The organism is Mucilaginibacter flavus, assembly GCF_030409315.1.
In the GTDB taxonomy this organism is placed as follows: Bacteria; Bacteroidota; Bacteroidia; order Sphingobacteriales; family Sphingobacteriaceae; genus Mucilaginibacter; species Mucilaginibacter flavus.
Genome location: NZ_JAUFPS010000095.1, coordinates 78,463 through 104,790, shown reverse-complemented (window position 1 = coordinate 104,790; position 26,328 = coordinate 78,463). Strand labels below are relative to the sequence as shown.

Annotated in this window: 29 protein-coding genes; 7 read left to right on the top strand and 22 right to left on the bottom strand. The window is 42.0% G+C overall.

Annotated features, from left to right (window positions below; translation table 11 throughout):
• Positions 1-9: 9 nt before the first annotated feature.
• From QWZ17_RS27660 to QWZ17_RS27645, 4 genes are all read right to left on the bottom strand, one after another.
• Positions 10-147, bottom strand: coding sequence for a DUF2256 domain-containing protein (locus tag QWZ17_RS27660; protein WP_290308592.1), 138 nt, complete (start codon positions 145-147; stop codon positions 10-12).
• A complete protein-coding gene (locus QWZ17_RS27655) occupies positions 144-1,640 on the bottom strand; it encodes a cryptochrome/photolyase family protein (RefSeq protein WP_290308591.1) in 1,497 nt (498 codons plus the stop codon). Before QWZ17_RS27655 ends, QWZ17_RS27660 begins: the two co-directional genes overlap by 4 nt.
• Before the next feature lie 140 nt (positions 1,641-1,780).
• Positions 1,781-3,121, bottom strand: coding sequence for a DASH family cryptochrome (locus tag QWZ17_RS27650; RefSeq protein WP_290308589.1), 1,341 nt, complete (start codon positions 3,119-3,121; stop codon positions 1,781-1,783).
• Positions 3,122-3,229: 108 nt separating this feature from the next.
• A complete protein-coding gene (locus QWZ17_RS27645; RefSeq protein WP_290308635.1) occupies positions 3,230-3,466 on the bottom strand; it encodes a TIGR03643 family protein in 237 nt (78 codons plus the stop codon).
• 261 nt (positions 3,467-3,727) lie between these two features.
• Between QWZ17_RS27645 and QWZ17_RS27640 the strand changes: the two genes are divergently transcribed.
• The 5 genes from QWZ17_RS27640 to QWZ17_RS27620 all read left to right on the top strand — a co-directional run bounded on the left by QWZ17_RS27640 (position 3,728) and on the right by QWZ17_RS27620 (position 9,340).
• Positions 3,728-4,390, top strand: coding sequence for a TetR family transcriptional regulator C-terminal domain-containing protein (locus QWZ17_RS27640; protein WP_290308588.1), 663 nt, complete (start codon positions 3,728-3,730; stop codon positions 4,388-4,390).
• A 30-nt stretch (positions 4,391-4,420) separates the two neighbouring features.
• A complete protein-coding gene (locus tag QWZ17_RS27635; protein ID WP_290308587.1) occupies positions 4,421-5,746 on the top strand; it encodes an ABC1 kinase family protein in 1,326 nt (441 codons plus the stop codon).
• Between the two features lie 32 nt (positions 5,747-5,778).
• On the top strand, positions 5,779-7,212 hold the full coding sequence (locus tag QWZ17_RS27630; RefSeq protein WP_290308586.1) for an SDR family oxidoreductase: 1,434 nt from the start codon (positions 5,779-5,781) through the stop codon (positions 7,210-7,212).
• 28 nt (positions 7,213-7,240) lie between these two features.
• Positions 7,241-7,867, top strand: coding sequence for a Crp/Fnr family transcriptional regulator (locus QWZ17_RS27625; protein ID WP_290308585.1), 627 nt, complete (start codon positions 7,241-7,243; stop codon positions 7,865-7,867).
• Between the two features lie 195 nt (positions 7,868-8,062).
• On the top strand, positions 8,063-9,340 hold the full coding sequence (locus QWZ17_RS27620; RefSeq protein WP_290308584.1) for an SMP-30/gluconolactonase/LRE family protein: 1,278 nt from the start codon (positions 8,063-8,065) through the stop codon (positions 9,338-9,340).
• A gap of 89 nt (positions 9,341-9,429) precedes the next feature.
• On the opposite strand, the gene QWZ17_RS27615 is transcribed toward QWZ17_RS27620, so the two are convergent.
• The 6 genes from QWZ17_RS27615 to QWZ17_RS27590 form a co-directional block, all read right to left on the bottom strand.
• A complete protein-coding gene (locus tag QWZ17_RS27615) occupies positions 9,430-10,002 on the bottom strand; it encodes a YceI family protein (protein ID WP_290308583.1) in 573 nt (190 codons plus the stop codon).
• Position 10,003: 1 nt separating this feature from the next.
• The gene (locus QWZ17_RS27610) at positions 10,004-10,492 is read right to left on the bottom strand and encodes a hypothetical protein (RefSeq protein WP_290308582.1); all 489 of its coding nucleotides are present in this window, start codon (positions 10,490-10,492) and stop codon (positions 10,004-10,006) included.
• A gap of 2 nt (positions 10,493-10,494) precedes the next feature.
• Positions 10,495-10,983 (bottom strand): hypothetical protein, encoded by a 489-nt coding sequence (locus QWZ17_RS27605; RefSeq protein WP_290308581.1) that lies wholly within the window; start codon positions 10,981-10,983, stop codon positions 10,495-10,497.
• A gap of 117 nt (positions 10,984-11,100) precedes the next feature.
• On the bottom strand, positions 11,101-12,204 hold the full coding sequence (locus tag QWZ17_RS27600) for a helix-turn-helix domain-containing protein (protein ID WP_290308580.1): 1,104 nt from the start codon (positions 12,202-12,204) through the stop codon (positions 11,101-11,103).
• Between the two features lie 27 nt (positions 12,205-12,231).
• A complete protein-coding gene (locus QWZ17_RS27595) occupies positions 12,232-13,662 on the bottom strand; it encodes a S41 family peptidase (protein ID WP_290308579.1) in 1,431 nt (476 codons plus the stop codon).
• A 106-nt stretch (positions 13,663-13,768) separates the two neighbouring features.
• A complete protein-coding gene (locus tag QWZ17_RS27590; RefSeq protein ID WP_290308578.1) occupies positions 13,769-14,443 on the bottom strand; it encodes a helix-turn-helix domain-containing protein in 675 nt (224 codons plus the stop codon).
• A gap of 832 nt (positions 14,444-15,275) precedes the next feature.
• On the opposite strand from QWZ17_RS27590, the gene QWZ17_RS27585 reads away from it, so the two are divergent.
• Together QWZ17_RS27585 and QWZ17_RS27580 are read left to right on the top strand one after the other, a co-directional pair.
• A complete protein-coding gene (locus QWZ17_RS27585; RefSeq protein WP_290308577.1) occupies positions 15,276-16,058 on the top strand; it encodes an AraC family transcriptional regulator in 783 nt (260 codons plus the stop codon).
• A 52-nt stretch (positions 16,059-16,110) separates the two neighbouring features.
• Positions 16,111-16,476, top strand: coding sequence for a VOC family protein (locus QWZ17_RS27580; RefSeq protein WP_290308576.1), 366 nt, complete (start codon positions 16,111-16,113; stop codon positions 16,474-16,476).
• Positions 16,477-16,558: 82 nt separating this feature from the next.
• Here QWZ17_RS27580 and QWZ17_RS27575 read toward each other — a convergent pair whose 3' ends face one another.
• Genes QWZ17_RS27575 through crtID form a run of 12 tightly spaced genes read right to left on the bottom strand, consistent with a single transcriptional unit; the run spans position 16,559 to position 26,186 of the window.
• The gene (locus QWZ17_RS27575) at positions 16,559-17,254 is read right to left on the bottom strand and encodes a MarR family winged helix-turn-helix transcriptional regulator (protein ID WP_290308574.1); all 696 of its coding nucleotides are present in this window, start codon (positions 17,252-17,254) and stop codon (positions 16,559-16,561) included.
• Positions 17,255-17,310: 56 nt separating this feature from the next.
• A complete protein-coding gene (locus tag QWZ17_RS27570) occupies positions 17,311-18,363 on the bottom strand; it encodes an oxygenase MpaB family protein (protein WP_290308573.1) in 1,053 nt (350 codons plus the stop codon).
• Between the two features lie 3 nt (positions 18,364-18,366).
• Positions 18,367-19,611 carry an NAD(P)/FAD-dependent oxidoreductase gene (locus QWZ17_RS27565; protein ID WP_290308572.1) on the bottom strand — a complete coding sequence of 415 codons (1,245 nt, stop codon included), beginning with the start codon at positions 19,609-19,611 and terminating at the stop codon, positions 18,367-18,369.
• Between the two features lie 10 nt (positions 19,612-19,621).
• Entirely contained in the window at positions 19,622-20,266 is a 645-nt protein-coding gene (locus tag QWZ17_RS27560) for a flavin reductase family protein (protein ID WP_290308571.1), read from the bottom strand.
• Position 20,267: 1 nt separating this feature from the next.
• Positions 20,268-20,984 (bottom strand): SDR family NAD(P)-dependent oxidoreductase, encoded by a 717-nt coding sequence (locus QWZ17_RS27555; protein WP_290308570.1) that lies wholly within the window; start codon positions 20,982-20,984, stop codon positions 20,268-20,270.
• Entirely contained in the window at positions 20,981-21,664 is a 684-nt protein-coding gene (gene folE / locus QWZ17_RS27550) for a GTP cyclohydrolase I FolE (protein WP_290308569.1), read from the bottom strand. The genes QWZ17_RS27555 and folE overlap by 4 nt, the downstream gene beginning before the upstream one ends.
• A 15-nt stretch (positions 21,665-21,679) precedes the next feature.
• Positions 21,680-22,408 carry a lycopene cyclase domain-containing protein gene (locus QWZ17_RS27545; RefSeq protein WP_290308568.1) on the bottom strand — a complete coding sequence of 243 codons (729 nt, stop codon included), beginning with the start codon at positions 22,406-22,408 and terminating at the stop codon, positions 21,680-21,682.
• Positions 22,405-22,866, bottom strand: a complete 462-nt coding sequence (locus QWZ17_RS27540; protein WP_290308567.1) for a sterol desaturase family protein — start codon at positions 22,864-22,866, stop codon at positions 22,405-22,407. The genes QWZ17_RS27545 and QWZ17_RS27540 overlap by 4 nt, the downstream gene beginning before the upstream one ends.
• Entirely contained in the window at positions 22,863-23,390 is a 528-nt protein-coding gene (idi, locus tag QWZ17_RS27535; protein ID WP_290308566.1) for an isopentenyl-diphosphate Delta-isomerase, read from the bottom strand. The genes QWZ17_RS27540 and idi overlap by 4 nt, the downstream gene beginning before the upstream one ends.
• Positions 23,387-23,866: a hypothetical protein gene (locus QWZ17_RS27530; RefSeq protein WP_290308565.1), complete on the bottom strand. Its 480-nt coding sequence runs from the start codon at positions 23,864-23,866 to the stop codon at positions 23,387-23,389. Before QWZ17_RS27530 ends, idi begins: the two co-directional genes overlap by 4 nt.
• A complete protein-coding gene (locus QWZ17_RS27525; protein ID WP_290308564.1) occupies positions 23,863-24,699 on the bottom strand; it encodes a phytoene/squalene synthase family protein in 837 nt (278 codons plus the stop codon). Before QWZ17_RS27525 ends, QWZ17_RS27530 begins: the two co-directional genes overlap by 4 nt.
• A complete protein-coding gene (gene crtID, locus QWZ17_RS27520) occupies positions 24,696-26,186 on the bottom strand; it encodes a bifunctional phytoene desaturase/3,4-desaturase (RefSeq protein WP_290308563.1) in 1,491 nt (496 codons plus the stop codon). Before crtID ends, QWZ17_RS27525 begins: the two co-directional genes overlap by 4 nt.
• Between the last annotated feature and the right edge of the window lie 142 nt (positions 26,187-26,328).

Genomic DNA, 26,328 nt, shown 5'->3' with positions numbered 1-26,328 from the left:
TACGAAAAGCTATTTATTATTTCGGCATCGGTCACTACAATACTTAACCTCATCCCAAACTTTGGCCCATTTTTTACGCCAGGTAAAAGGCCTGTTGCAAACAATACAAATTTTGACAGGCAAATTTTGTTTTTTTACATTATTCATTCCTTTGTTTGGCTATCCAGTTGTTCTAAAAACTTTTCAGCGGTGCTTAAATGAGCTTGCTGTTTTTCGGGCGCCATTTTATCAAAGGTATTTAGCAGCATACCTAAACGTGGGTTTTTCAAAAAGAAACTGCTGTGACCGTGCATGAACCGCCAAAATAATCCGTCCCATAAAGGCTGCCACTCACCCTTTTCATAATCACTCATTTTCGTTAAATAATTACTGCCGCTGATATACGGTTTTGTAGTCATCAGTCCGCCGTCGGCAAACTGGGTCATGCCATAAACATTCGGTACCATTACCCAATCGTAAGCATCGATAAACATTTCCATAAACCAGCGGTACACCTCATCGGGGTCAAATTCGCACAGCTGCATAAAATTTCCAAGTACCATCAGTCGTTCGATGTGGTGGCAATACCCCGTTTTTAAGATCTTTTTAATGGTGATATCAATGGGTGCAACACCTGTTTCTCCCGTCCAGAAGCTATAGGGGATCTTTCTTTTAAATTTCCAATAGTTAGCAGTGCGTTGTTTACCGCCTTCGCGTTCGTATACCAGGTGGATGAATTCCCGCCAACCCATAATTTGCCTTATAAACCCCTCTACAGAATTTAAAGGGATATCATATTCTGTTGCCGCAGCCAATGCTGCGTTGATAATTTGGATAGGCTGCAGCAACCCGATGTTAAGCATGGGGGTTAATACAGAATGGTGGAGCACGTTTTCCCTCGATAAAATGGCGTCTTCGTAAACTCCGAATTTTTCAAACCGGTTTTTTAAAAAATCGGTTAACCAGTTTTCGGCATCTTCAAACGTTACCACAAACAAACATGCATTGTCTATATCTCCGTAATTATTAGAAAAATTTTCCTGTACATATTGTTTAGCCTCTGTAATGAATTTGTTCTCCTGTGGTACTTCAAGTGCCGGCGCTTTTTCTTTTTTAGGGAACTTTTCCCGGTTATCCGAATCAAAAGTCCATTGACCGCCAATTGGCTGTCCGTCACTTTCCAGCAAAATGTTCCGCTGCTGCCGCTGCCATTTATAAAAATCAGTCTGAAAATAGGCCTTTTTCCTGCTAAAATAATCTTCGGTGCTTTTAGTAGTATTTAAAAAATTGGGGCTGTCGAGAATGTGCAGTGTTATGCTATTACCAGCACATGCATGCTGCATTCTTTTAAGTAACCAATTATCAGCCACCGCTGCAATATGTATATGGGCTATTTGTTGTCGGGCAAGGCTTGCCACCAATTGTCTGCAATCATTTTCTTTTTGGTTTGTGTCGATGTATTTAACTGTATAATCATTTTGTTGCAGCCAGCTTTCATAAAATTTCATACTTGCACGATGCAGTACCAATTTTTGCTGATGAAAATTATATTGCCGGAAGAACAGCCATTCTTCCGATAGATAGACCACACGGCTCTTGTGCAATGAAGGGTGGTTTTGAAATAACTGATGAGGGAAAATTATGGTAACTGAATTTGTCATGGTATCTTAACTGCTAAAAAGTATTATTTGTTAACGAAAGACGTCTGAAGGCTCGAATTTTCGGAGTAATTTCAAAAAGAATATGCTTATGGGTTCCTTGCAGGTCATAATCGCCGGATGAGCCAGTAGACCTTTGCAGTCTATCCATTACTATTCCACCGCATTTCATTCTCCAGTGGCTTATAATTAAGCCAAAGCCGTTGAAAGCGGCCGTCAGGATCATATATAGCCGCTTGTTTGGCAATGTTAAAATAGCGGTCAGCTCTGGGGTCATTCCCTACACCGGCAAGATAAGCCCAATTACCCCAGTTATTGCATACATCATAATCGGTCAGCTGTTGCTCAAAATAGGCCGCTCCGTATCGCCAGTCCATTTTAAGGTCATTGCATAAATAGCTGGCAACATTTTGTCGTCCCCTGTTGCTCATAAAGCCGGTGAATTTTAGCTCAGTCATATTGGCATCGATAAAAGGCACCCCGGTTTGACCATTTATCCATTTATTCAGATCATCATTAAATTCTTTCGTATCAGCCGGTTTAGATGGCTGATTACCTGATCTCAAGAAATAACGTGATGCATTTTTTTCCATGCAAAATCCAAAATAGTCCCGCCACAACAATTCAAAAATCAACCAGTAGGTAGAATCATTCGCTCCATGCAAAGTTTCGAAAGCTTTTATTTCATAGTAGATTTCTTTTGCGGAAATACAACCCAGAGCCAGCCATGGGGAGAATTTTGAAGAATACCTCTCGCCAATCATCCCGTTTCGTGTTTCTTTGTAGGTAGCTATGGCCTGCGTTTCGTAAAAATAGTGCTGCAAACGCCGGTGCGCCGCTACTGATCCGCCTTTAAATTGTATAGCAGCCCGTGGATCAATAGTTATATCGCTTGAAATCAATTCATTAAGCATGGCTATATCCAATGGTGCGATTGGAGGTGATTCAATAATTGATGGTTGAGGGTATATCGTCCTGACGGGGACTATTTTTTCTGTTCTTTTTCTAAACTCCGTGAATATTTCCGGCAATTGCCCCACAGGAAACGGGAGATCGGACGAGTGAAAAAGATTACGGCATTCATAGGTTAAAAAAGTACAATCCAATTTAAGTAGTTCAACTGCTACTTTCTTTGCAATAGTTAACTCTTCGGGTGCAACTTCTTTTTCTGCATAAATAGTTTGCGCACCTTGTTCTTTTGCAAGCCGCAAAATCTCTTTTTCCGGGATTCCCTTTAGCAAGAGCAATCCCGAGCCTGCATTGCGTAAATCTTCATTCAATTGCAGCAAACTTTCTTTCAGGAATTTCAACCGAAAATCCCCGGCTTTTTTAAACCCGAATGCTGTAATTTGAAAAAGCTGGTCATCCAGGCAATAAAATGGTATGACTTCATCATTTTCTGCAATCGCTTTAAACAGGCATTCGTTATCGCGCAAGCGAAGGTTCGTTTTAAACCAGATTAACGCGGTTTTTTTTGCAGGCATATTTTTTCTGTTATTATTTAAATTATGTGTTAACCTGACACATTTATAGTTTAACTGTAAAAAGGGATTCCTGTATTGATGATTGAAATCAATGCCTGTTATCAACGGTTAACTTCTTTTACTGATTTTATTGGCGCTTATATGCCTTTGTCTGCTGCATTTAAATTTGAGAGACGAACCTTCATCTGGTCTCCTGTGTTTAGTGCTTCGGCCTTGAACACGCTTGCGCCACAATCTAAAACTCGACGACTTCATCTCTCTGCGCATAAGTTCAATGGTTTGCTGTTCGCCGATTCCAAATTGGATTTTAATGGCATCAAATGGAGTCCGGTCTTCCCAGGCCATCTCTATGATGCGATCCGTCGATGCGGTGTCGAATATGAAAGTCTCCGTCATTGAGCAGAATTAATATAAAGTGATCTTTGAAATATTACTGAATTGGAAATTGAATCCAAAAATCATCTGTCAAATATAGTATGATAGCACCTTAAAATTCATTAAAAAAGTATAATATTGTATCATTATCTGTGTTTAATTGAATAAGTGTGACATTTGATAAATCAGTTACGTTTAGTTTTACACTGTTTATTTCAAGAAATCTTCATTATGGCAACCATTGAAAGTATAAAGAAAGCTTATATGGATTATGTACTGACGGAGGGCGTTCAACCTAAATCAGTTTACATGTTTGCAAAAAAACACAAGATGACCGAGGCTGACTTTTATAGTCAATTCGGGTCATTTGACGCCCTGGAACAAAATATCTGGACAGATTTTGCAAAAACAACCATTAAAGAGATCGAGGGACAAGATGTTTGGACCGGTTACAGTGCGCGTGAGAAAGCCCTGTCATTTTTCTACAGCTTTTTTGAGCTGCTTAAAGGCAGCCGCAGTTTTGCGGTTTACACCGTCAAACATCTTCCTAAGGGGTTGGCTACTCCCCGTGTTTTTGGAGGATTAAAAGAAGTATTTGCAAACTTTAGCAGCGGAATATTAAACAGTGGCCTGGAGAGCGGTGAATTATCAGATCGAAAATTTTTCTCGAAACGTTATAAGGATGCATTATGGCTGCAGTTTGGATTCGTCCTTAATTTTTGGATAAATGACAATTCCGCGGGCTTTGAGAAAACTGACGAGGCTATCGAAAAAGGTTTGAACGTTACATTTGATCTTTTCCAGCGTTCCCCGATTGACAACTTATTTGAATATGGTAAGTTCCTGGTGAAGAATGGCGGTCTAAAAGAGACAATGGGGTTTAGCGACCTTTAATATGTATATAATATATAAGCAGGATTATAGATGAGTGACCACACGCCAAAGGAGCAAAATAGCATACCAACCAGTAAAGTTCAACGATCGGGAAAGTTTGTAAAAACGGGCCTTAAAGTTGGCGGTAATTACATCAAGCATTATTCAAAAAAGCTTTTCAATCCTGACCTCGACAAATCCCAGCTGAATGAAGACAATGCCACTGACATTTATGAATCATTAAGCGAACTGAAGGGCAGCGCTCTCAAAGTGGCTCAGATGCTGAGTATGGACAAAAACCTGCTGCCGGAAGCCTATGTCAGTAAGTTCTCTCAATCTCAATATAACGCGCCGCCACTTTCGGGTCCGCTGATCGTTCAAACATTTAAAAAATATTTTGGAAAATCACCCGATCAGATATTTGATAAATTCGATGCTAAATCATCTAATGCAGCTTCTATTGGCCAGGTGCACCAGGCTGAGCTCAATGGGAAAAAACTGGCCGTTAAAATACAGTATCCAGGCGTTGGCGATTCCATTTCTTCAGACCTGAAGCTGGTAAAACCTTTTGCTTTCCGTGTCATGGGTATCAGCGGCAAAGACTTGGATATTTACATGAATGAAGTCGAAGAGCGACTGCTTGAAGAAACAGATTATGAGCTGGAAGTACGCCGTTCAATAGAATTTTCCAACGCTTGTGTTAATCTGGAAAACGTTGTCTTTCCAAAATATTACCCGGAGTTATCCAGTAAAAGGATAATCACGATGGATTGGTTAGAAGGGAAGCACTTACGGGAGTTTTTGCAAACTAATCCTTCGCAACAACTTTGCGACCAGATAGGACAGGCGCTGTGGGATTTTTACAATTTTCAGCAACATGAATTACGGGCTGTTCATGCTGACCCGCACCCGGGTAACTTTTTGATCACTCATAACGGCACCCTGGGTATCATAGACTTTGGCTGTATTAAGGAAATGCCTGAGAACTTCTATTACCCGTTTTTTTCATTGATATCCGCCGATCTCTTAGAAAACAAAGAGGAAACTATCAAAGCTTTCCGGCTGCTGGAAATGATCCACAAAACGGATGCACCGGAGCAGATCGAGTTTTACTATGAGATGTATAAGCAAATGATCAGTTTATTTGCCAAACCTTATATCACCGATCATTTTGATTTTGGGGAGAATGCATTTTTCGACGATTTATATGGTTTCGGTGAAAAAATAGCCAAAATGCCGGAGTTTAAACAGCCCAGGGGAGTAAAGCACTTTATTTATATCAACCGTACTAATTTTGGGTTATACAGCATTTTGCATGAACTCAAAGCCAGGGTAAAAACCGATACTTATAAACCACATATAGTGCTGGAATATTAATAATTTGTTTTCTATTTAACTTCTGAAGTTTAATGAAAATACTCATAGCAGGCGCGAACGGATACATTGGTACCCGGATAATTCCCATGCTTTTAAAAAAAAGGCATGATGTGGTGTGTCTTGTGCGCGACAAAAGGAGATTTCACGAAACAACCGATCATTTGGATCACGTTTCCCTGATTACAGGTGATTTGCTTCTTTCTGAAACTATAGAGCAGTTTCCTGAAGATATTGATGCGGCCTATTATCTGGTCCATTCCATGGCACAACATCACAATTTTGCAGAGCTTGAAGCAAATTCTGCGACCAACTTTGTTCAGGCCCTTAATAAAACTAAGTGCAGACAGGTTATTTACCTGGGCGGCATCAGTAATGATGACCACCTGTCACGACATCTGCTTTCGAGGCGGAATGTTGAAACTGTTTTAGGGGATTGCAGAGCGGCGTTAACCGTACTGAGAGCATCAATTATTATCGGATCAGGCAGCGCATCATTTGAGATTATCCGGGACCTGACCGAAAAACTGCCGCTGATGACCGTACCCCGATGGGTCAATACACGCTGCCAGCCCATTGCCATACGCGATGTTTTAGCTTACCTGGAAGGTATATTACTAAATGAAAAATCTTTCAACCGCACTTTTGACATCGGTGGTCCGGACATATTAACATTCAGGCAGATGATGCTCACCTATGCCAGTGTGCGTAATTTAAAACGTTACATCGTCACCCTTCCGTTTCTTTCACCTAAAATATCATCCTATTGGCTGTATTTTGTAACATCCATCAGTTATTCACTGGCCCAAAGCCTGGTGGATAGCATGAAAAATGAAACCATATGCCGGGACAATTCGATCAATGATGTCGTGCCTCACACATGCGTTACTTATCGCGAGGCACTGGAATTAGCTTTCGTGCAGATTGAACAAAACTCCATAGCATCCAGCTGGAAAGACGCGCTCAATAAGGGTTATCTTAAGCCTGGTTTTATGGATCAATTTAAGGTCCCTCAAAATGGAACACTGGAATATAAAGTAAAAGTTCCCTTCGTTCGTGACAGTCGGGAGGTTCTTAATAATGTCTGGTCAATTGGTGACAAACGGGGTTGGTATTACTGGAACTGGATATGGAACCTACGCGGGTTTTTAGATAAAATGGTAGGCGGGGTCGGATCAAGGCGAGGACGGACGAGTGTGAATAATATTTCTCCGGGTGATGCTATCGATTTCTGGCGTGTACTCTTAGCGGACAAAGTGAGTAAGCGATTATTACTTTATGCCGAAATGAAGTTACCCGGCGAAGCGTGGCTTGAATTTAAAATCATAGAGCATCGCAATGAAAAGTTCCTAAGTCAAATTGCTACCTTCCGACCCAAAGGGTTATGGGGCAGGTTATATTGGGCGCTCATGTTTCCATTCCATATTTTTATTTTTAATGGTATGGCTAAAAGGATTACAGAGTATTAGGATGAATGCAGATAATTAAGCCTGAGAAATGGATAGGGAAGTGATTTTAATTTCATACAGGGAGAAAATTAAAAATTTCATCACGTTTAATGATGAAGAATGGTATGCATTTACAGGCTTTTTAAAAATAAAAAAAGTAAAAAAAAATCGCTGCTTTGTTGAGTATGGTAAAATTTGCAGAGAGCTTGGTTTTATTATCAATGGTGCGGTGCGTTTTTGTAATGTAATTAACGGACAAGAAATCACGGGTTACTTTAGTTTCGAGAATAGCTTCGTCACGGCCTTAAAGAGTTATCTCGCAGAAGAACCTTGTCTTTATGATATCAAAACATTAGAAGATACGATTTTTGTCACTATTTCGAAAAAGAATATGGAAGCGATGCTAAAACATCCGTTATTGTCATGTAAAATGGAAAGATTCGGCAGGTTGATATCGGAATCTTTTAATATCCTTTTTGAGGACCGGATAAAGTCGTTTGTTATAAAAACACCCGAACAAAGATACCTTGATTTATTGAAATCAGGTAAAGACATCGTAAAGCGTATTCCTGTGCAATATATTGCACAATTTATAGGTATTACAGCAGTATCGCTTTCACGAATCAGAAAACGCATCATGAATTCAACCCTCTCAACCAACAGGATCCACACCTGACATCCGACCAGCCGCACTGGTATTATTCTTATCTTTTGTTAAGAAATTCGGCTTAGCATGCTTCTAATTTTGATCAAATAAAAAAAGTATGCAAAAAATTTCAGTAACATACGGAGTAATTGCAAAAACGCAATCCCGTGACTTAGATATCAATATTAAGGTCTTTGTATTGTTGATTAAAATGGAGGGACGTTTATGAATATTGTCACCCTTTTATTTCAGTTGATTGTCTGCTTTTCCTCATTGCTAGCGGCAGTTATTATTACCTTTCGGGTACGACGCTTTGAAAAGTTGAATGCCTCATTCGTACAATCGGGGTTAATGCGAATTGTGCAGGCGGCAGTACACTGGATCGCGTTTATCATAACTCTTATCGGAATCGCTGTACCGTTCATCGCATTTTTCTCCTCGTGTATCGCTTTTGCTTCTTCGCTGCCCTTAGCGGTTCGCGCAACGCGTATGAAGACAGCATACTTCTGGCCGCTGCCGTTGGTGTTGGCTATGGCTTCGATAGTGGTAGCAATAACTCAGCCGCTGGGGCTTAAAGTAATTGCCCTGCCCAAAGCCGCAGACCTTCCTTTCAAGCCAAGCCGCGCACGCGTTATCAAGACTTACGATGAAGGCCTTTGGTTCGAAGGAATTGCCGCGGGCGAAGATGGTACTCTTTATCTGTCCGGCAATCGCGGCCTCGACTTTTCTAAAGCTGATTACTATCGTGAGGCCCATGGTGAACTGATTGCACGCAAGCCGGATGGCAATGAAAGGATCATTTTCAGAACTCCAAAAGGGCTGACCTCCGGTGTACCGGTGGTGACTCAAGATAACTCTATTTATCTTACTGGACACGGTGACACGTCTTATATCTGGCATATTGATGCCAGCGGCCAGGCACTGTCGCTTGCACAGTTTCCTGCAGGCGCCTGGCCAAACGGTCTGGATATTGGCCCCGATGGTATGCTCTATTCACCCGACAGTTCATTGGGCGTCATTTGGCGGGTAGACCCTAAAAATGGCCATGTTGAGGTAGCAATACGGGACGCTGCACTTCAGGCACGAGCCTATATATCGCTCGCTCCCGGAGCAAACGGCCTGCATTTTAAAGGGCACGATTTGCTCGTGACCGTCTCAGATCGTACAACCGTTCTTCGATACGCTATGAACGCTCAAGGGCAATTTAGCCCGGCTTCAGTGATGGCCTCCGGTATTCCGGGTGATGACTTTGCTATTGGTATGGATGGGTCTCTTTTCATAACCACCCATCCGTATAACACAGTTGTGCGCGTCTCGCCCGATGGCGGGCGGACGATCGTCGGGAAAATGGAACAGCACATCGTGGGTGCTACTGATGCTGTCTTTGGGAAAACTGAACACGACAGAAATACACTTTATGTTGTGACCGATGGCGGAGCTTTCACCGGAGGCCCGAAAACGCGGGGGGAGTTGGTCGCTTTAGAACCTTACCTGAAACAGTAGTATAATACTCTTTTTAATATCATGCGTTTTTTCGCCGGAATTAAGTTTAAGTAAATGGAGATATGTATTTTATAGGTGACAGTGGCTAATTAGTTTGCTTTGATTCCGTATATATCGACCTCCAAATCAAATATGTTTTTGATCGCATAGCTGCCAAGATCCTGGAAATAGGATGTGGAATTATACTTAATTCCGTATAAAGTCCGGTCTATTTCCAGGTTCGCTTTAACTTCGATCTGATCGCCGTGGTGGGTCACTGTAAGCGGAAAACTTATCTCATGGGTAACGCCTTTGACTGTTAGTTGACCCCTAGCCGTGATACCTTTAACACCGGTAAATTTGAATTGTGCTTCGGGAAAATTTGCGACATCAAAAAAATCGGCCCCTTTCAAATGATTTTCCATTTCCTCCTTATCCTGGTGAAGGGTAGTCATGTCGATGACGATGTTCGCGGACGTAATCATGTTATATTGATTCATGCTCACCTTCCCCGACTTTACATTGATTGTTCCGCTTGGAGAATACACGCCCGTCTGAGCATGACCTGTCCATTTCAGCGAACTGGCCTTGGTATCGATCGTGTAATTTAATGTTTCTGCGTTTTTAAATCCTGTAGCCGTTAACAGCAATACGCAGCAGCAATATAATAAAGTCTTTTTCATCTCATTTCGCTTTTAAAACTAATTCATTCCTTGTAAACCATTGTTTTTCGCCCTCGAAACAAACCTCTTTCTTTCGCGAAAATGATCGGGCGTTTAACAAATAAGTTAACCTGAAAACCGCAGGTTTATGGTTGTCATTACCTTCCTTTTGGGTAGTAAATCGGATTGTTCCGTCATCCAACACGGTGCGCGCTTTGACAGCTTCTCCGTCAAACACTTTGCCATCGGCGCTGATCACCAGTTCGTCGGTACTATTGTGCGAGGGTTCCTGTGGATATGCCGTTGCCCAGTTGTAAATTCCGGGACCTTTTGAAGAAGCCGTTACCGTTAATTCGGTCATTATAGGTACTAATTGGTTGGTTGTATAATCCAGGTAAGTCAGCGTCCCGGCCCATTTTTTACCGATCATACTATCCAATTCATTTTGTTTTACCGTAACGCCGCTTTGCATGCAAATCAAACAGCTAAGCGTAATTAATAAATGCTTCATATTTAATTATTTTTTGTTTTTAATATCCCTTCTGTTTCCACGACTGCTATTCCTTTATACAATTTGCCCCTTTTATCTTTTGCAAATACGAACCATAAAGCGTCCCCTGCATAAATAACATCGCCATAACGCCAGTTTTTGAAAAAGGTATAGCTCCATCCCTTTTTGAGGATGCCGCCGGGACATTTGAAACGTTGGGCGAAGCCCGCATTATCCATGTGAATATTGGCGATCCAGCCTTTGTCGCCCACCCATATATAACTGCCGGCTTCGATAACAGTCAGATCTTGTTTTGAGCTTACTGTGGTTTGATGCTTCCAGATATATTTACCCGGGTAATCGATTGTATCTGTGTTCGGTTCCGGGTAAACAGGCGTCGGTGCATGAATAATCAATATTGCGGTTGGAACTCCGCGCAGCTTGTCCGGTAACAATCTGGAATGATCCGACCAGACTTGCTGTGCCAACAAACTGCTGATGTTAAGCAGCATAAAAAAAGTAAAAAGGATTGATTTGCGTACCATATTTTGACCTTTGGTAATGCAAAGATGAGGGCTATGTTGCGTGTTAAAGTATCAGATCATTATATGGTACGTACCATATTCCGTTTATGGCACCTGTTTACTGAAATCGGAAGGTGATTGCCCGGTGAATTCCTTAAATATCCGGTTAAAATTGGTTTTGGAGTTGAAACCGCAGTCGAGCGCAATGCCCATAATGGTAAACTTTTCTAACTCGCCGGACAGAAGCCGGCGCTTGACTTCTTCCACCCGGTATTGGTTCACAAAGTCATTAAAGGAATGATGAAAACCAGCATTAATGTGCCGGGATACGGCGCGGCTGTTTAATTGCAGTACTGCTGAAAATTCGGCAAGCGATAAGGTGGGGTTCAGATAAAGTTTCTTCTTCTCCATAGCAGCGCTGATTTTATCGAGTATATCCGGATCGGGTTGGAAATCGGGTACTGCTTTGTCAGCGGGTTCATCCGGATAGGCAACAGCAGCAAGACTAGCCTGCCGCAGACCGGCGATACCGAGGATCAGAACCAGCAACCCTAAGAGTTCAACAGTATAGTCATAATTGAAATAGATATTAAAGCCGTCCCGAAGTACAATTTCTACCAGCCATTGGATGCATAACACGATTAGTGCGCCAAGTAAAAGCTTTAACCAGTTCAGCCGTATTCGGGATACTTCGGAAAAATTATTCACCAGCCAGCCCTGGTAGCCCCTAACAAGCCTGAATGACAGCATAAGGTAAATGACCAAAGACAGCCAGGTTCCGTCAAACTCCAGCCGGTAGGTATAGGGCCGATGGACATGTACCCAATACCAGTATTTGGTAGAATAGGAAGAAAAAGTGAGCACAAGATATAAAGATACCTGGATCAAAAGTGGAATAAAATGAAGCAAAGAGCGTCCGCTAAAACGGAATTGGTGATTGACCAGGCTACGGACATAAAACCAAATCAAAGGACCGAACCCGAAAGAATAGAACAGCGGTAAAAAATACCAGCCGGGCTTTTGACGGTATATACCCGACATACGCATAAAGTCATCTGATAACCATAAAGCTATGGTTAGGATCAGTACCGCCAGGAAACGGTTAGATGTACGGTTATCGCGGCTAAATAACAATAAGCCGGCCGCAAAAATTGATTGCGAGACGATGACCGCCAACAAAATAGTTATCCAGTAAAATGTAACCTGCATAATTTACAGCAAGGTAATGTTTTATGTTTATTTTCCGGTGGCGATCTGATTCAATACAAAGTCTAATACAGCATCATCGTTCCTGCTGACCGAAGCAGCGGTAATGGAGACAGCGATATCCGGCTGAAGCCCGGTATCAGCTTTGTTACCAGTGTACGCACCCCATATCAGCGGGATATCGACTTCTATTTTTGATTCAGGCAAGTATAGAAAAAAGAACTGGCCGCCGTTGATACCCTGTTGGTTGCCGCCGGTTGTTTCACCGATAATCTCACCGGCATGTGCCATGCGGAACATTTTGGCGAGTGTAAAGGTAGTGGAGCTGTTGCGCCCGTCGGTCAATAAGAATAGCCGGCCTTGAAAATGGTTGGGTTTGGGCTGCACCGGTACACAAGCTCCCAGACTATCCGCTTTGTTTTCATACCAGCCCCCCGGTAGTTTTTTATACCTATTCGGATCTTTGGGTTCTTTAAATGACTTGTCCCAGGTTTTTAGGTAAGGTAATAATGTATCGGGGATAACCAGAAAACGGATTCGCCGGTGCATCGGGTCATCGCACCCAAAGGGTTTGTCCGTCAAATATGAAAATACTTCATCCCGCGCTGCGTCGTCGCCGCCCCCGTTACCACGAATGTCGACAATAAGGTTTTGCACTTTTTTTTGATTTAAAACCGTAAATATGCTGTCGAGATATTTGTGGTAATCAGCTTTCCATTCCCAGGTCTCAAAGTCGCCTATCGTGAAGCAAACTGTTTGTTCGTTCAGAAATTTTAACGACCAATCTTTTTCATGAACGGGCAAAACGCCAAAACGCCTGTTATAAGTTGTGAGGCGGGCAGTTCGGCTCAGCGATTTAACCTGATCTTCATACATACCGCCGTTGAATGCCTTTAACTTCAACCGGTAATGATCAGTATCAAAATTTTGCGGAAAAAATAAGGGGAAATAAATATCAAATAAATTATAATTAGACGTGTCGGCATCCAGCGGTTCAACGCTAATATTGTCCAACTTCCGTGGTAAGCCATGTAACCCGTCTGACTGGCTTACTGTGATTAAACTGTCCACAATTCTTTTCACAGGAATGCCATTAATCGCGACTAACTCATCGCCGGGTTTTATTTTTTTACTGTCAGAAAGATTATCGGTAATGATCATTTGCCGGCCGATCATACGGAAAAGTAGTGGCAGGCAGGTTTTAGAGAAAAGCGCGTTACTGATGACTTTGGGCTGGTTCCAGTAATTTGTATAAGTATGACCGCAATGTATATGCGTCAGCAACTGACCGGTAAGGATAAAATATCGGTTTTGTGACATCGGTTTAGCTTCCCTTCGATCAAAAACTGCGAACACGGAATCAATCGATGCCGGGGTCTCATAACGGTAGGTTCCCGGATGGAGTGTGATCAGTGCCGCTTTTAATATTTGCAATTCATGCTGCATCATTTCGGGCTGCACAGTTTTGAAGGTTTGCGTTTGAGCCTTTAGTGAGCCGGATAGGCAAAGTAGAACGAAAAAGTTTTTGATAGTTTTCATGGTGCAAAAATGCACCGGTGCGGCGGTATCAGGGGTTCAAATCATGATCTGAACCGTCTAATTGTTCAATAAAAACTGTTGGGGTTTGCCCGATCACTTTTTTAAAAGCCCGGTTGAACGTTGTTTTTGAATTGAAACCACAATCCCAGGCAATCCCCATCAGGTTGTATTTTTCGTGCGCCTGAAGCCGAAATTGTTCAATAACAGCTTTTACACGAAGGCCGTTAATATAATCGTTGAAATTTTGTCCGTAACCTTCGTTAATGACTTTGGAAAGAATCTGCGTATTCGTACCCAGCTTCCTGGCAAGCAGCGCCAAATTAATTTCCGAATCCAAAAAAGGTTGCTCTATCACCATAAATTTGTCCAGGTTTTGTTTCCATTGCGCAATATCCGGTAAAGCCGGCGTTTTGAACTGCTCGTCAATTTTGGTTATCGAGAATTGTAAATGCCTGAACAGGCCCGGAGAATAAAAATAGCCATTGATGCTTATGTAGTAGATCGATAGTCCCAGCAATAAATAAGGATACCAGTTTACGATATAACTTAACGGTATAAATAAATCGGCGATGTAAAAGCAGCCTAAGACAAATAAGGCAGTCGCGATAAAAGCAATCAAGCCGCGCAGCCAGCCCAATTCAATGCCCTGCAGATCGGCAAAATGAGCGACCAAATAGGATTTGTACCCTCTGAAGTTGCGCAATATGATAAAGAAATAGAATAATAAAGAGCTATACGAAATAAGGTAGACTAAAGCTGTCTTGTCCAGTTCGGCAAAAGGACCGTGCGTACCAAACTGATAGGCCTCATTATCTGGAAATGGACGGTGATATAGAAAGTCAGCTGAAAATTTAATCAGGTACAAGAACAATAAAGTAAGCGGCAATATAAAATGCGGCCAATGGCTTCGCGACAATTGGAAATCCCTGTTAGTCAGGCTTAGAAAATAAAAATACAAACACGGGCCAATCAATATTAAAGTATTGAATGGGAAATAAAACATAAAAGTCGTCAGCGCATTATGGCGGTCGTACCATCCGGCGAAACCCAACATCCAATAGCTAAGCCTTATGGTCAACAACAGCAACAGCAGCGCCAGCAACAGATCATGTAATTTTTTCTCCCGGCAATAGCGCAGCAGACAAAGCCCGGTGAAAAGAACACCTTGAATGAAAGCGGGTAATAATAAAACGCTGTAAACATTAAGATCAAACACAGGCAAATGATTTTGCTACTAAAATACCATAAAAGAGATATGGAGTTATCGATAAATTTTTGCTGACCTTCACCTTTTAGAATGGCGATATGTTACAATACTAATTTAAACAACATCAAATGGAAAATCGATTGAGCAAAGACCAGTACGGTAATTCATAAATTGTCTAATTTTTAAAAGTAAAGCAGCACAAGCCATAAGGTGACTTTGCTGCTTTATATAAATTTCATCTGAAAGACGATTATTGGCTGACTATTGTGTTTTTAGTTAATCTCATTTAACTATATTAGTTTTATATCGATAATTTGAAATAGATATTATGCCCTATCAGGACTTATCTCCAAAATTACCTTTAAACCAATATATTAAGTGTTTTTGGTCCATAACGAGGTCGTTTGATACCCGCGAAAAACCTGTTGAAATCCTTCCTGACAGTTACCGGGAATTAATTTTTAGTTTTAAGAGTCCGTGCATCCTTGTAAAAGGAAATTCTGAAGAAGTATTACCGGACTGTTTTGCAGTTAATCTATTGGAAAAACCGCTTTATATTAAGGCACGCGGAGATATTTTCATTGTAGGAGTGCGTCTTTATCCGTTCATATGCCTTGGGTTTCTAAACACGGCCGAACCTATTATAGGATTGCCTCTGTCGCTAACGGAACTATATTCAGCAATCGTACAGGTCATTACTAAAAATCCAGCGGAAAGTGTATTGGAGCTTTTCGAAGACTATTTTTCATCGTCCCTTAAACTTTTTGATACCGATAGCAGGCTGCTGAATTCGTGCCGTGAAATAATCGAAAAAAAAGGAGTTATCAGTGCCTCTGCAATTTCGGGAGCGAGTTTTACAACTAATCGTACCATGGAAAGGATATTTCGTAAAATGATTGGACAAACCCCAAAAGGACTTGCCCGGAAAGTTAGATTTGAATTTATCCGAAATTTTTTGTGGAATCACCCTGATACCGACCTTACCGATCTGGCGTGCAGTCTAAATTTTACTGACCTTGCTCATTTAAGTAATGATTTTCGCAGATTCAGTAATCAGAACCCCAGCGATTTTATCGAATATGTCCGGCAAAAAAAGAAACTGCTAATTTAAGATTGTCGCTTTTTTACAAATTGAGTAGTTTATTACGGGCTAATTTTGTTAAATGAAAGCAAAACTAGATAGTATCAATCTTGTCTCAGACAATCCGTGTGAACTTAAAGACTTTTATGTGGATGTTCTGAATTTTGAATTAGATGAGCAAAGGTCACATGCCCCGGGATTCTTTTTAATTAAAGGAGGCACAGGCTGTAATATCCTTATCCAGCAAAATGGAAATGCGCAAACCGCGCCTGGCAACAATGGTTTCGAAATCGGAATTGAAGTTGATTTATTCGATCAGTATTTTGAACGCTTAACGCAAAGCGGTTGTCAAATCGTTGCAGATAAACAGCAGATGGGATGGGGAAAAGGAGCAGCTGTTGCTGATCCCGAAGGTCATATAATTAACATTTACGAATACCGCCGCTGATTTCCTTACTTCCGGCATAGTTCCAATGTTATAAAGTTGAATGATTTGAATATCAAAAGTAAGTCTTTGGTAAAACGGCAAATTACTTTACCTTGTTCTCTTCAGTTTCTGTTAAAAAAATCTTTAAATCATCTTTAGTATTAATGGTTTTTTTCTCATGATGCTCATAATGGAAATTCTCCAGCTTTTGCAGGAGGTATTGTAGCGTCAGTTTTTCGGAGATGGACAGATTACCGGTGATCATTTTGCCCACGTAGCTCATATCGACAAATACCCGGTATAATAATTCCTTTCCCTGGTCTGTTATCCCGATATGTTTGCCGCGTTTGTCTTTTATGTTGTCCCACTGTTTAACGAGCCCTGCCGCGATCAGGCGTCGGATAACTTCAGTTCCCGATGCCTTTTCCTGTAAGTTATGGCTGATCAGCTCGGTTTTCGAAAGTTGGTCATGTGTGAGTAAGATGGCAAGTCCGGTAAATTCTTCAGCGGTTTGAAGCGGCGTGCCTTCTAATGCCTTTTTTATATAGGATTTGGCATAGCGGCTCATGTAAACAAATAATCTGCCGATATTATTGTCCAGTTGATAGGCAATATCCTGCGCCATATTCTCGTTTTTGCCAAACCGGACATCGCCGTTGACAGAATCAGCAGCCGGGTCTCCGATATGACTTAACAAAAAGCCCGTAAAGTCCTGGATAGAAACTTCTTCACCATTGTTTTCCTCCTCCAGTTGCTCCAGGAGACTTAGTAATTGATGAATGAGCTTGTAGGATTTCATAATTTAAGGGCTTGTAATGATTGTCATATCGGTCAAATTTAAAATCTTTTATTTTGTTAAAGTGGTTTTTGTGATTTGAATGTTGAATAAGCTCTTTGGTAAGTAAGATCAGTATTGCCCTGGGGCATAAAACTTTTAATAAGGTTTGTCGTACGGAGCAGCGAAATCTTGTATTTGGGTAAGTCCGGTACATCAATGGAAAGTGTTGCCGCGACATCTTTCCCCAGCAAATATTTCATTAAGCCCAGGATGTCATTTGCCTTAACTTTACCTTTATTGACTGAAATAATATGTGCTGTAAGTGCGCTGGTTAATTCTCTGCCGTGAGCTGAGCCGGCAAACTGTCTTCTGCTGATTTCGGCATCAAGCATTACTGCTAATCCTGGTTTGGTGGGAATCAGGTCTTCATCCAAACCTGACAAAAAGCCGATCACATTCCATAGGTGGATAAATGCGACCTGATCAGCTTGATTTATCGTGAACCCCAGTAACCTGAGGCCCCTGATTACGATCAATGAAAAAGAAAGATTGGTACCTGCCATATCTTCCTGGTTGATAGGCACACCCCAGGAATCGTCCCACTTTCCGCTTTGCAGCGTATAGTAACGCACCGCGGCATGCATTAACCTTACTTTGAAGGTTTCTGTAAAAACTTTTCCCGTTGGTCCGAAAGCATCCGGGGCCATCGCTTCCCAAACAAAGATCGCAGTCTCATATAATCTTTTAGTCGCATCAGTTCGCATGCGCTCCGATAAATACAGCACCCTGGCACCGTTAGCGGCTGTATAACAATAGGGAAGTGACATCAAGCCAAGCAAACTCATGATGGTGGTAGAATGCCTGATGAAAAAGTCCGACCCGGCTTTCATCAACTTCTGATCAGCCCAGGCAGGTAAATGTGCAGCCTCCTTAATAAGCTGCAATCCGGGAAAAATTTCTGCCAAAGCTTTTAACTCATGGTTACCGCTCGCTCTATTTAACCATTGTTGCAATTCTTTTTTTTGATCAGCGTCTCTAAATACTTGCAGGATAAATGCATCAGCGACGGGATCACCAACTAGTCTTTTAGCAGCCAAAAACTCACTTCCATATATTTTTTGATATCCCATTGCTTAACACCCGCTGATAACAGCCTCTGCAGCCAATCGCCCGCTTTTCATCGCTGCATTAATCGAGCCATTTAGTAAATGGTCGCCGCAGATAAAACACCGGTCGTTTAATCTTAAGATTTCCGGATGGTTAAGCACCCGGTCATCATTTGGCAAAGCATAATTGATAGTATAAGTTTTCAAATGTTTCCAATTGATCGCGTCAGGAAACCAGCACGCCATCTCACGGATCACCTCACTCCTGAGTTTAATAACGCTTTCGCCCGAAAAATCGCCGATCAGTGAAACCGAAATGAGGGAATCGACACCGGGAGCATAATAAGGCGATACCTGATTCATTACCGCTATATTATTTACCAACTTTCCCGGCAAGGCATTCAGCGCAATAAGCGGCCTGTTAAAAGGTGGCTTTGAAGCGATAAAATACATATTGATTACCGAATGGTAAGACTTTGCCAGGTGCTGATAAGGCTGCGGTAAATGCAGTTGATCCGTAGCTATTATTACATGGGCGGACTGAAAAGTTTTTCCGGTAGCGCTTTTTACGGTGCTGCCATCAATTGCCGTAACCCTTTCATTAAAAATCAATTCTTTGTCTGAGAGACCTTTCGCTAATTGCAAAGGGATCATGCCCATTCCGTGTGCCGGTACTGCTGCATCGCCTTCACTGAACATCTTAAATACAAACTCAAACATCCGGCTGGAGGTTGTCAGTTTGTTTTCCAGGAAAATACCGGTCATAAACGGCTTAAAAAACCGGGTAATCATGAACTCACTAAAGCCTGCATTTTTCAGGTAGGCCATCGTGCTGGTCTCATTTTCTGAAAATATATCCTCCAGGCTTTTGCGGCTTAGCATCAGCTTCAACCGAAGCATACGCAGCTTATCCGGTAACGTGCCGGCAGGAGATAAAAGCGTCCTGATCAGAGATGACGGCCTCCTTAACGGGTCACCGACTTCCGTGATCCCTTCCTGATTAAGGATCAGCGCGCCCGGTTCGAAAGTTCTAAGATCAAGCGCTTTGTAATCCAATAAATATTTAGCTTCAGGATAAGCTGTTAGGAATACCTGGAAACCGCGGTCCAACAAAGAGCCCTGTACGGTATCGGTCCTCACTCTTCCGCCAATACCGTCGGAGGCTTCAAGAATCAATACTGATCTGCCGGCCGATTTTAACACTTTTGCGGCGGTTAAGCCGGCAATACCACCACCTACGATAATTACATCCGGATCTTTTTCTTGTGCCATAGCGGATAATTTATTTTACCATAGATAATTCATGTGGCTCAACACCAGGTTTTGCATACGCCAAACGGCCCACGGCTTGCGGAAGACAATAATTATCCAGTCCCGCTACCGTCATTGTTTTAGCACAGATATGATTAACTGTTCCATCTTCTTCAATTAACGAATCATCAGTCATGATTCTGACCACTTCGCCAATAACGATGGTGGTGCCATTAAGCTCCACATCGATAAACTCCCGCATCTCAAGACCAATCCTGACGGTCGATTTTTCCACGAAAGGAGCTTTAAATCTATCTGCATAAATTTTTTTGAAACCGCAGGCATCAAATTCGGATACTCCTGAAGGATAACTTGCACTGGTTTGATGTGCGTGCATATACCATTCAGGCAAGACGTTGTTAAGCGTATATTGCCCTACCGATTTGATATTTCTCAGGGTGTCGTTATGCGGTCTTTCCGGGCGGATAACCATACCGATAAGCGGGGGATTGGCACCCAGGTGAAATACAGAACTGATTATACAAAGATTAGTGATCCCATCGTTGTCTATAGTACCCAACAGATTAAGGGACTTGTAGCCCGCTAAACTATTGATCAGGTTGATGCGGTAATATTTCTCCATTTCGGAGAGCTGCTCGCTATTAATGTTTATCATATCAGCTTACTTTTAATTTACCAAGCCCGCCATCTATACCGATAACCTGCCCCGTCATCCAACCGCTTTCGTCTGAAAGTAAGAATGCTGCAGCCTGGCTGATATCATCCGGCAGGCCGAATTTCCCCAATGGATGCCTTTTTGCCGAAGCTTCTCTTTTTTCAGGAGTACTCAGCAGGTTTTGGGCCATTGGTGTATCTGTAAGGGAAGGAGCAATAACGTTCACCCGGATATGCTGTGCCGCAAGTTCTGCCGCAAGTGATAGCGCCAAGCCTTCCAATCCGCTTTTAGCAGCCGATATACTGGCATGATACGGCATACCGCTTTTAGCGGCAACGGAGCTGATTAAAACGATAGATGCTTCGCCTGCATTTTTAAGTTGTTTAAGCGATTGCTGGATCACTTTAACAGCGCCCACGACATTAATGCGGTAATCGTTTAAAAAATCATCTTCGGTCAGGCGGTTAAAAGGCTTTAGGTTGATACTGCCGATGGAATAGACCACCCCATGTACCTGGTCCGGCAAGAAGCCTGCAAGCGCATCCGGATTCCCGTTTATATCCAAAGCTAAATGTTTGACACTATGGGGCCATTCATCAGAACCTGTCCTTGAAATTACATACACCTGGGCTTTTTGATTGCTTAACAGTTTTACCAGTGATAAACCGATACCCGAGCTTCCGCCGGCTACCACGATATTTTTTCCTTCAAAATTCATGACCCTATATATTTAAGAAACTCATTCTTCGTTTCTGCATTCAGGAACCTGCCGCTATATTCAGCAGTAATGGTTTTACTGCCGGCATCCCTGATGCCCCTGCTGGAAACACAATGGTGATGCGCATCAATAATTACTGCGACATCTTCCGTCCCTAATGCTTCTTTCATCATATTGGCAATTTGAATGGTCAGCCTTTCCTGCACCTGCGGCCTTTGGGAGCAATACTGCACGATCCTGTTTAGTTTTGATAAACCGATCACATGCCCGTTGCTGATGTAAGCCACATGAGCTTTCCCGGTTATAGGAACAAAGTGATGTTCGCAATTGCTGAATACGGCAATGTTTTTTTCTACCAGCATCTGGCTGTAATTAAAAGGATTTTTAAACAGCGTCGGCGTTGGCTTATTTGCCGGGTTCAGGCCGCTAAAGATTTCCTTTACATACATTTTAGCTACCCTTTTTGGGGTGTCCTTGAGGCTGTCATCTTCGAGATCCATACCCAAAACCTGCATGATCGCTGCGAAGTGTTTTTCAATCAGTTCCATCTTTGTTTCATCATCCAGTTTAAAAGCATCCGCGCGGAGGGGGATGTCAAACGCAGCGCTATGATGCTCCCGGTCAAAGTCGATGAAAGAAAGCTCATCTTTTTTCTCAATTATTGTTTCGTCGTTTATCATTAATAGCTATTGTGGTCAATATTGAATTTTTTCAAGTTTAATGCGGCTCTTCAGCTGTTTATAACATCTTTCAGAAAGCCGTGTATAAATCAGGACGTTTAAAAGGATCAAATCCATTCCGTAAAAGACATCCTCCACCGGGATGGTTAATATTCTTAAATTCAGCATTTGATCCGGGTTGTACCATACCACCGGCGCATTTAAACCCGTGCCGGTCAAAATTCCGTTAACGATCAGGAAAGGAAGCAGCAATATTAAATAGGTAAAATAAAAGCCCGGCAGCCAGGAAACGCGGCATATAAACCTTGAAGTAACAAGCAGCAGGGCCAAAAATGCGAATGCAAAAGTCGTATAACTGCGATTATGAAATACAATAGCCAGTATAGCCGAAACTGTAATTAAACTGATAGTGAGTAACAACTCCACAGTTTTTGACAGGTTTTTTTTGATCCCTAAATTCAGGGATTGATAAGTGAACACGCAGGCATAAGGGATACACAAAAAGAACAGTAATTCTTCAATGGGTAAGTTTCCTATAAAGATCTTTGTAAGATAAACCGGGTTAAAGCCCCAAATTTTTAAATGAGTAAAATACATATCCCATCCTATAAAAATCAACCCTGTAATGATTACTGCAGGGAAAAAAGCCGGCCAGCTTTTATAAAATTTCAGTTTGGGGTGAAAGGAAAACAGCAAGGGCACAAGGACTGAAAAAAAGTCGATCAGAAGATAAGTATACTTCATGTTTTGTCCTCCCTGAAATATTTGAATGGCACCAGCAGCATCCCGAAACATTCACCGTCCTCTTTTCCCAAATGTTTATGATGTATTTTGTGCGCCCGGCGGATAGCTCTTAAGTACCTGTTTTCAGAATTGCGCAGCACTTTTATTCTTTGGTGTATGAAAAGGTCATGAACGAAAAAATAACAGGCCCCGTAAAGTGTTATTCCTGTTCCGACGCACGTCCACGCTGGTATATGCTTAATTGTTCCGATAGCAAGGCAGGCAATGCCCGGAATGGCGAAAATCAAAAAGAAAAAATCGTTGCGCTCCAGGAAACTATAATGCTCCTTGCGATGGTGGTCTTTGTGCAGCGTCCAGCATAAACCATGCATGACGTATTTATGGGTAAGCCATGCAACGCCTTCCATGCCCGTAAAGGCAAGCAGCGTTATACCGATATTGATGAACCATGCAATCATAGACAATATATTTGTTGATAATATTCTAAAACACGTTCCAGTGAAATTTTTAGCCATGCAGTATATTGCTCCGGTTGACTGGCAATATCAGATAGCAGAGAATCGAGATCAACATATCTGAAACCGGCCACTTCAGCCGGGTTCGGGATAGGCTCATCGTCTGCAGTACCTATGAAGACATGGTCATACTCATGCTCGATAAGCCCGTTTTCAAATTCATGCCGGTAAATGAACTGAAAGACTTCCGTCAACTCGCTTACCGTACCCATTTCTTCCCGCAACCTGCGGTGCGCGGCTTCTGTAACAGGTTCACCTAATCCAGGATGGCTGCAGCATGTATTGGTCCACAAGCCGCCGGAATGATATTTATCAAAGGCCCTTTGTTGTAATAATAACTGTCCCTGCTGATTAAATAGAAAAATAGAAAAGGCACGGTGTAATGCCCCTGCGCGGTGCACGGCCATTTTATCCATAGTTCCGGTAGTTTGACCGCTGGTATTAACCAGCATTACGCTTTCTTTCAATTTGTTTTTTGTTTGGATTGTATTGATAAATAATTATTGATCATTTGCCTCAGCTCGGAATCATTGCTTTTTGAAATGTTTTCCGTAAGAAAACGTTTATCACCATTCAACTCTTCATGATAGCCCAGAAAAGCAGGCAGGTTACTTTGAATAGAGTAGCGAATAAAGCGCATCTCCAGGTTAAGGGTGTCTCGGTTGATAGCTGTGATCATCATTTGCTTTCCCTTGCTGAATTTTTCCAATTTTGACACCGGGTTCAGGGAATACCTGGCACTTATCATTTCATTCGCACCTTTGTAGCAGAACAGCACCGGCTCGGCATTGGAATCAACCTTGATTAATAACCTGCTTAATTGCTGAGCATCCTGTTTAACAAGGGCTGCGTGACAATACAAATTCCGGACGTCGCTTAAATTAATAGTCTGCGGGAAACCGGCGTTGCCACTTATGACGACCAGGCACAATAATAATTTCATAATACATTCAATTTATACCTTACCAAAGAATCAAACATCAGCCAAAACTTATGACCGTTGGAAACTCTTATTCGTTCTGATAAAACTCTTTCTGCCGGTACATTCATAATTTTGCGAAACAGCTGACGATAATAAACATAGGCGAGATAAACCCCCTTACGACAGGAACGGGGAAGACTTCTGATGCCGTCAAGCGCTTCGTTGAAATCCTGACTGATATCTTGCTCAATGCCCTTTTTATCAAGCTCAGAAAAAGAAGACAGGTTAACTTCAGGGAAATAGGTACGGTTTAATTCCAGGTAGTCTGCGTTGACATCTCTTAAAAAATTCACTTTCTGAAAAGCCGACCCCAATTTCATGGCCGGGATTTTCAGTCGCTCAAAGTCCACAGGATCACCGTTAGTAAATACATGCAGGCACATCAGCCCGACGACCTGCGCCGAACCTAAAATGTACTCCTCATACTTTTCCTCTGTATATTCCTGGTCCGCCAGATCCATTTCCATACTTTTCAGGAACTGATTAATGAGTTGGTGTTCTATTCCATATTGATTTACTACCTGCTGAAATGAATTAAGGACCGGATTCACACTAATACCCCTTGAAATAGCCCTGAAACAGTCTTCTTTGAATTCGGTCAGTAATTCGGATTTGGGGTAATCATGAAAACTGTCCACGATCTCATCAGCAAGCCTAACAAAACCGTAAATGGCATATATCGGATGGCGCAGCTCCTTTTTTAAAAAATAAATTCCTAACGAAAAACTGGTACTGTAAAGCCTTGTCGTCGCCTTGCTGCAGGTGGCCGATAAGGTGTCAAATCTTGCTTTCATTTTCTTCGGTTGATATAATTAATAAGCTGGCCGGCAGCGATTTTACCGGAAATTATAGACGGGGGAACACCCGGCCCCGGAACGGTCAGCTGCCCGGCATAAAACAAATTGTCTATTTTGCGATTTTTAACGGACGGCTTAAGATGAGCAGTCTGCATAAGTGTATTGGCCAGCCCGTAAGCATTACCTTTGTAAGAATTATAATCAGAAGTAAAATCGTTGACGCAATAACTCTTTTTGTAATCTATGTATTGCCGGATTAGTATTCCTGTAAAATCCTCCAAACGCTGCATGATCACGTCGAAATATTCTTCGCGCAGCGTGTAATGGTCTGTAAGGCCGGCTGCAAGAGGCATTAACACAAAAAGATTTTCATGTCCTGCCGGTGCAACGCTGTTATCTGTTTTCGAAGGACAGCAAACATAAAATAACGGTTGCGATGGCCATTTCGGATTTTTATAAATTTCGAGTCCGTGTTGTTTAAGGTCAGCGTCAAAAAACAAGGTGTGATGATCTAATCGCTCAATTTTGCGGGTGATACCCAGGTAAAAAATGAGGCAGGATGGCGCCATTAACCGTTTGTTCCAGTATGCTGAACTGTAATTGTGGAACCGGGGTTCTAAAAGGTCTTGCTCAACATGGTGATAATCAGCAGCTGCCAATACAGCATCATAGTTTTTATGATCTGAACCTGTTATTACATCTGAAATTCTTCTATCATCAACCTTTAAAGCCCTGACCGGGTCTCCCGTATGAAACTTTACGCCCTGTGCCTCACAGATTTTTTGCATCGCGCCGGTCACTTTTCCAAAACCCCCTTTCGGATACCAGGTACCTAAACGTAGCCCTGCATAATTCATCAGGCTATATAAGGCGGGGGTATCTTCCGGCATGGCACCAAGAAAAAGTACCGGGAATTCCATTAAAGCAATAAGCTTTGGATGCTTAAAGAATTTCCTGACGTGATTGCTGAAAGAGGTAAATACCTGTAACTTGAAAATTCCTTTAATCAGGTCCCAGTCGGCGAACTCAGTTAGTGAAAGCCCCGGCTTGTGAACCAACTTTCTCATGCCGGTATCATACTTGTAGGCCGCTTCAGCTAAGAAAAGTTTAAGCTGTTCAGCACTTCCCGTTTCAATAGTTTCAAACAGGGCGCGCAGTGCCTCAAAATCAGCAGGAACAGCCAGGATATCATCGATCCCAAAAACAACCGTAAAACCTGGGTCTAACTGTTGCAGATCATAAAAGTCAGCGGCCTTATAACCAAAATCGTTAAAGAAATTTTCGAATACTTCCGGCATCCAGTACCAACTTGGTCCCATGTCAAAAACATAGCCATTATCTGTGTTCAACTGCCGTGCACGTCCTCCGGTCTGCTCGTTTTTTTCGAATACATCTACCTTAAAGCCCTCTTTTGCGAGGTAACTAGCGGCACTTAAGCCAGCAAAACCGGAACCAATTACTGCAATTTCGGGTATTTTATTCATGCAAGACAAATATAGTACAATATAATACCATTTTATAAATTAAGGTTTGATATTGTACTATTGTTTACATTGATAAGACTAAGGAAAAATTACAGATCTTAAATTATGCTGAATTATTTTACTATTACCCAGTTACCGTTAA

Coding starts and splice junctions, on each gene's coding strand:
- QWZ17_RS27610 (WP_290308582.1), bottom strand. CDS start 10,492: ATGAAGCATTTATTAATTACGCTTAGCTGTTTGATTTGCATGCAAAGC.
- QWZ17_RS27540 (WP_290308567.1), bottom strand. CDS start 22,866: ATGATTGCATGGTTCATCAATATCGGTATAACGCTGCTTGCCTTTACG.
- QWZ17_RS27525 (WP_290308564.1), bottom strand. CDS start 24,699: ATGAAAGCAAGATTTGACACCTTATCGGCCACCTGCAGCAAGGCGACG.
- QWZ17_RS27645 (WP_290308635.1), bottom strand. CDS start 3,466: ATGGCCTGGGAAGACCGGACTCCATTTGATGCCATTAAAATCCAATTT.
- crtID (WP_290308563.1), bottom strand. CDS start 26,186: ATGAATAAAATACCCGAAATTGCAGTAATTGGTTCCGGTTTTGCTGGC.
- QWZ17_RS27530 (WP_290308565.1), bottom strand. CDS start 23,866: ATGAAATTATTATTGTGCCTGGTCGTCATAAGTGGCAACGCCGGTTTC.
- QWZ17_RS27560 (WP_290308571.1), bottom strand. CDS start 20,266: ATGATAAACATTAATAGCGAGCAGCTCTCCGAAATGGAGAAATATTAC.
- QWZ17_RS27640 (WP_290308588.1), top strand. CDS start 3,728: ATGGCAACCATTGAAAGTATAAAGAAAGCTTATATGGATTATGTACTG.
- QWZ17_RS27660 (WP_290308592.1), bottom strand. CDS start 147: ATGAATAATGTAAAAAAACAAAATTTGCCTGTCAAAATTTGTATTGTT.
- QWZ17_RS27555 (WP_290308570.1), bottom strand. CDS start 20,984: ATGAATTTTGAAGGAAAAAATATCGTGGTAGCCGGCGGAAGCTCGGGT.
- QWZ17_RS27575 (WP_290308574.1), bottom strand. CDS start 17,254: ATGAAATCCTACAAGCTCATTCATCAATTACTAAGTCTCCTGGAGCAA.
- QWZ17_RS27600 (WP_290308580.1), bottom strand. CDS start 12,204: ATGCAGGTTACATTTTACTGGATAACTATTTTGTTGGCGGTCATCGTC.
- QWZ17_RS27545 (WP_290308568.1), bottom strand. CDS start 22,408: ATGAAGTATACTTATCTTCTGATCGACTTTTTTTCAGTCCTTGTGCCC.
- QWZ17_RS27625 (WP_290308585.1), top strand. CDS start 7,241: ATGGATAGGGAAGTGATTTTAATTTCATACAGGGAGAAAATTAAAAAT.
- QWZ17_RS27580 (WP_290308576.1), top strand. CDS start 16,111: ATGAAAGCAAAACTAGATAGTATCAATCTTGTCTCAGACAATCCGTGT.
- QWZ17_RS27565 (WP_290308572.1), bottom strand. CDS start 19,611: ATGGCACAAGAAAAAGATCCGGATGTAATTATCGTAGGTGGTGGTATT.
- QWZ17_RS27655 (WP_290308591.1), bottom strand. CDS start 1,640: ATGACAAATTCAGTTACCATAATTTTCCCTCATCAGTTATTTCAAAAC.
- QWZ17_RS27585 (WP_290308577.1), top strand. CDS start 15,276: ATGCCCTATCAGGACTTATCTCCAAAATTACCTTTAAACCAATATATT.
- QWZ17_RS27615 (WP_290308583.1), bottom strand. CDS start 10,002: ATGAAAAAGACTTTATTATATTGCTGCTGCGTATTGCTGTTAACGGCT.
- QWZ17_RS27605 (WP_290308581.1), bottom strand. CDS start 10,983: ATGCTGCTTAACATCAGCAGTTTGTTGGCACAGCAAGTCTGGTCGGAT.
- QWZ17_RS27630 (WP_290308586.1), top strand. CDS start 5,779: ATGAAAATACTCATAGCAGGCGCGAACGGATACATTGGTACCCGGATA.
- QWZ17_RS27570 (WP_290308573.1), bottom strand. CDS start 18,363: ATGGGATATCAAAAAATATATGGAAGTGAGTTTTTGGCTGCTAAAAGA.
- folE (WP_290308569.1), bottom strand. CDS start 21,664: ATGATAAACGACGAAACAATAATTGAGAAAAAAGATGAGCTTTCTTTC.
- QWZ17_RS27650 (WP_290308589.1), bottom strand. CDS start 3,121: ATGCCTGCAAAAAAAACCGCGTTAATCTGGTTTAAAACGAACCTTCGC.
- QWZ17_RS27620 (WP_290308584.1), top strand. CDS start 8,063: ATGAATATTGTCACCCTTTTATTTCAGTTGATTGTCTGCTTTTCCTCA.
- QWZ17_RS27635 (WP_290308587.1), top strand. CDS start 4,421: ATGAGTGACCACACGCCAAAGGAGCAAAATAGCATACCAACCAGTAAA.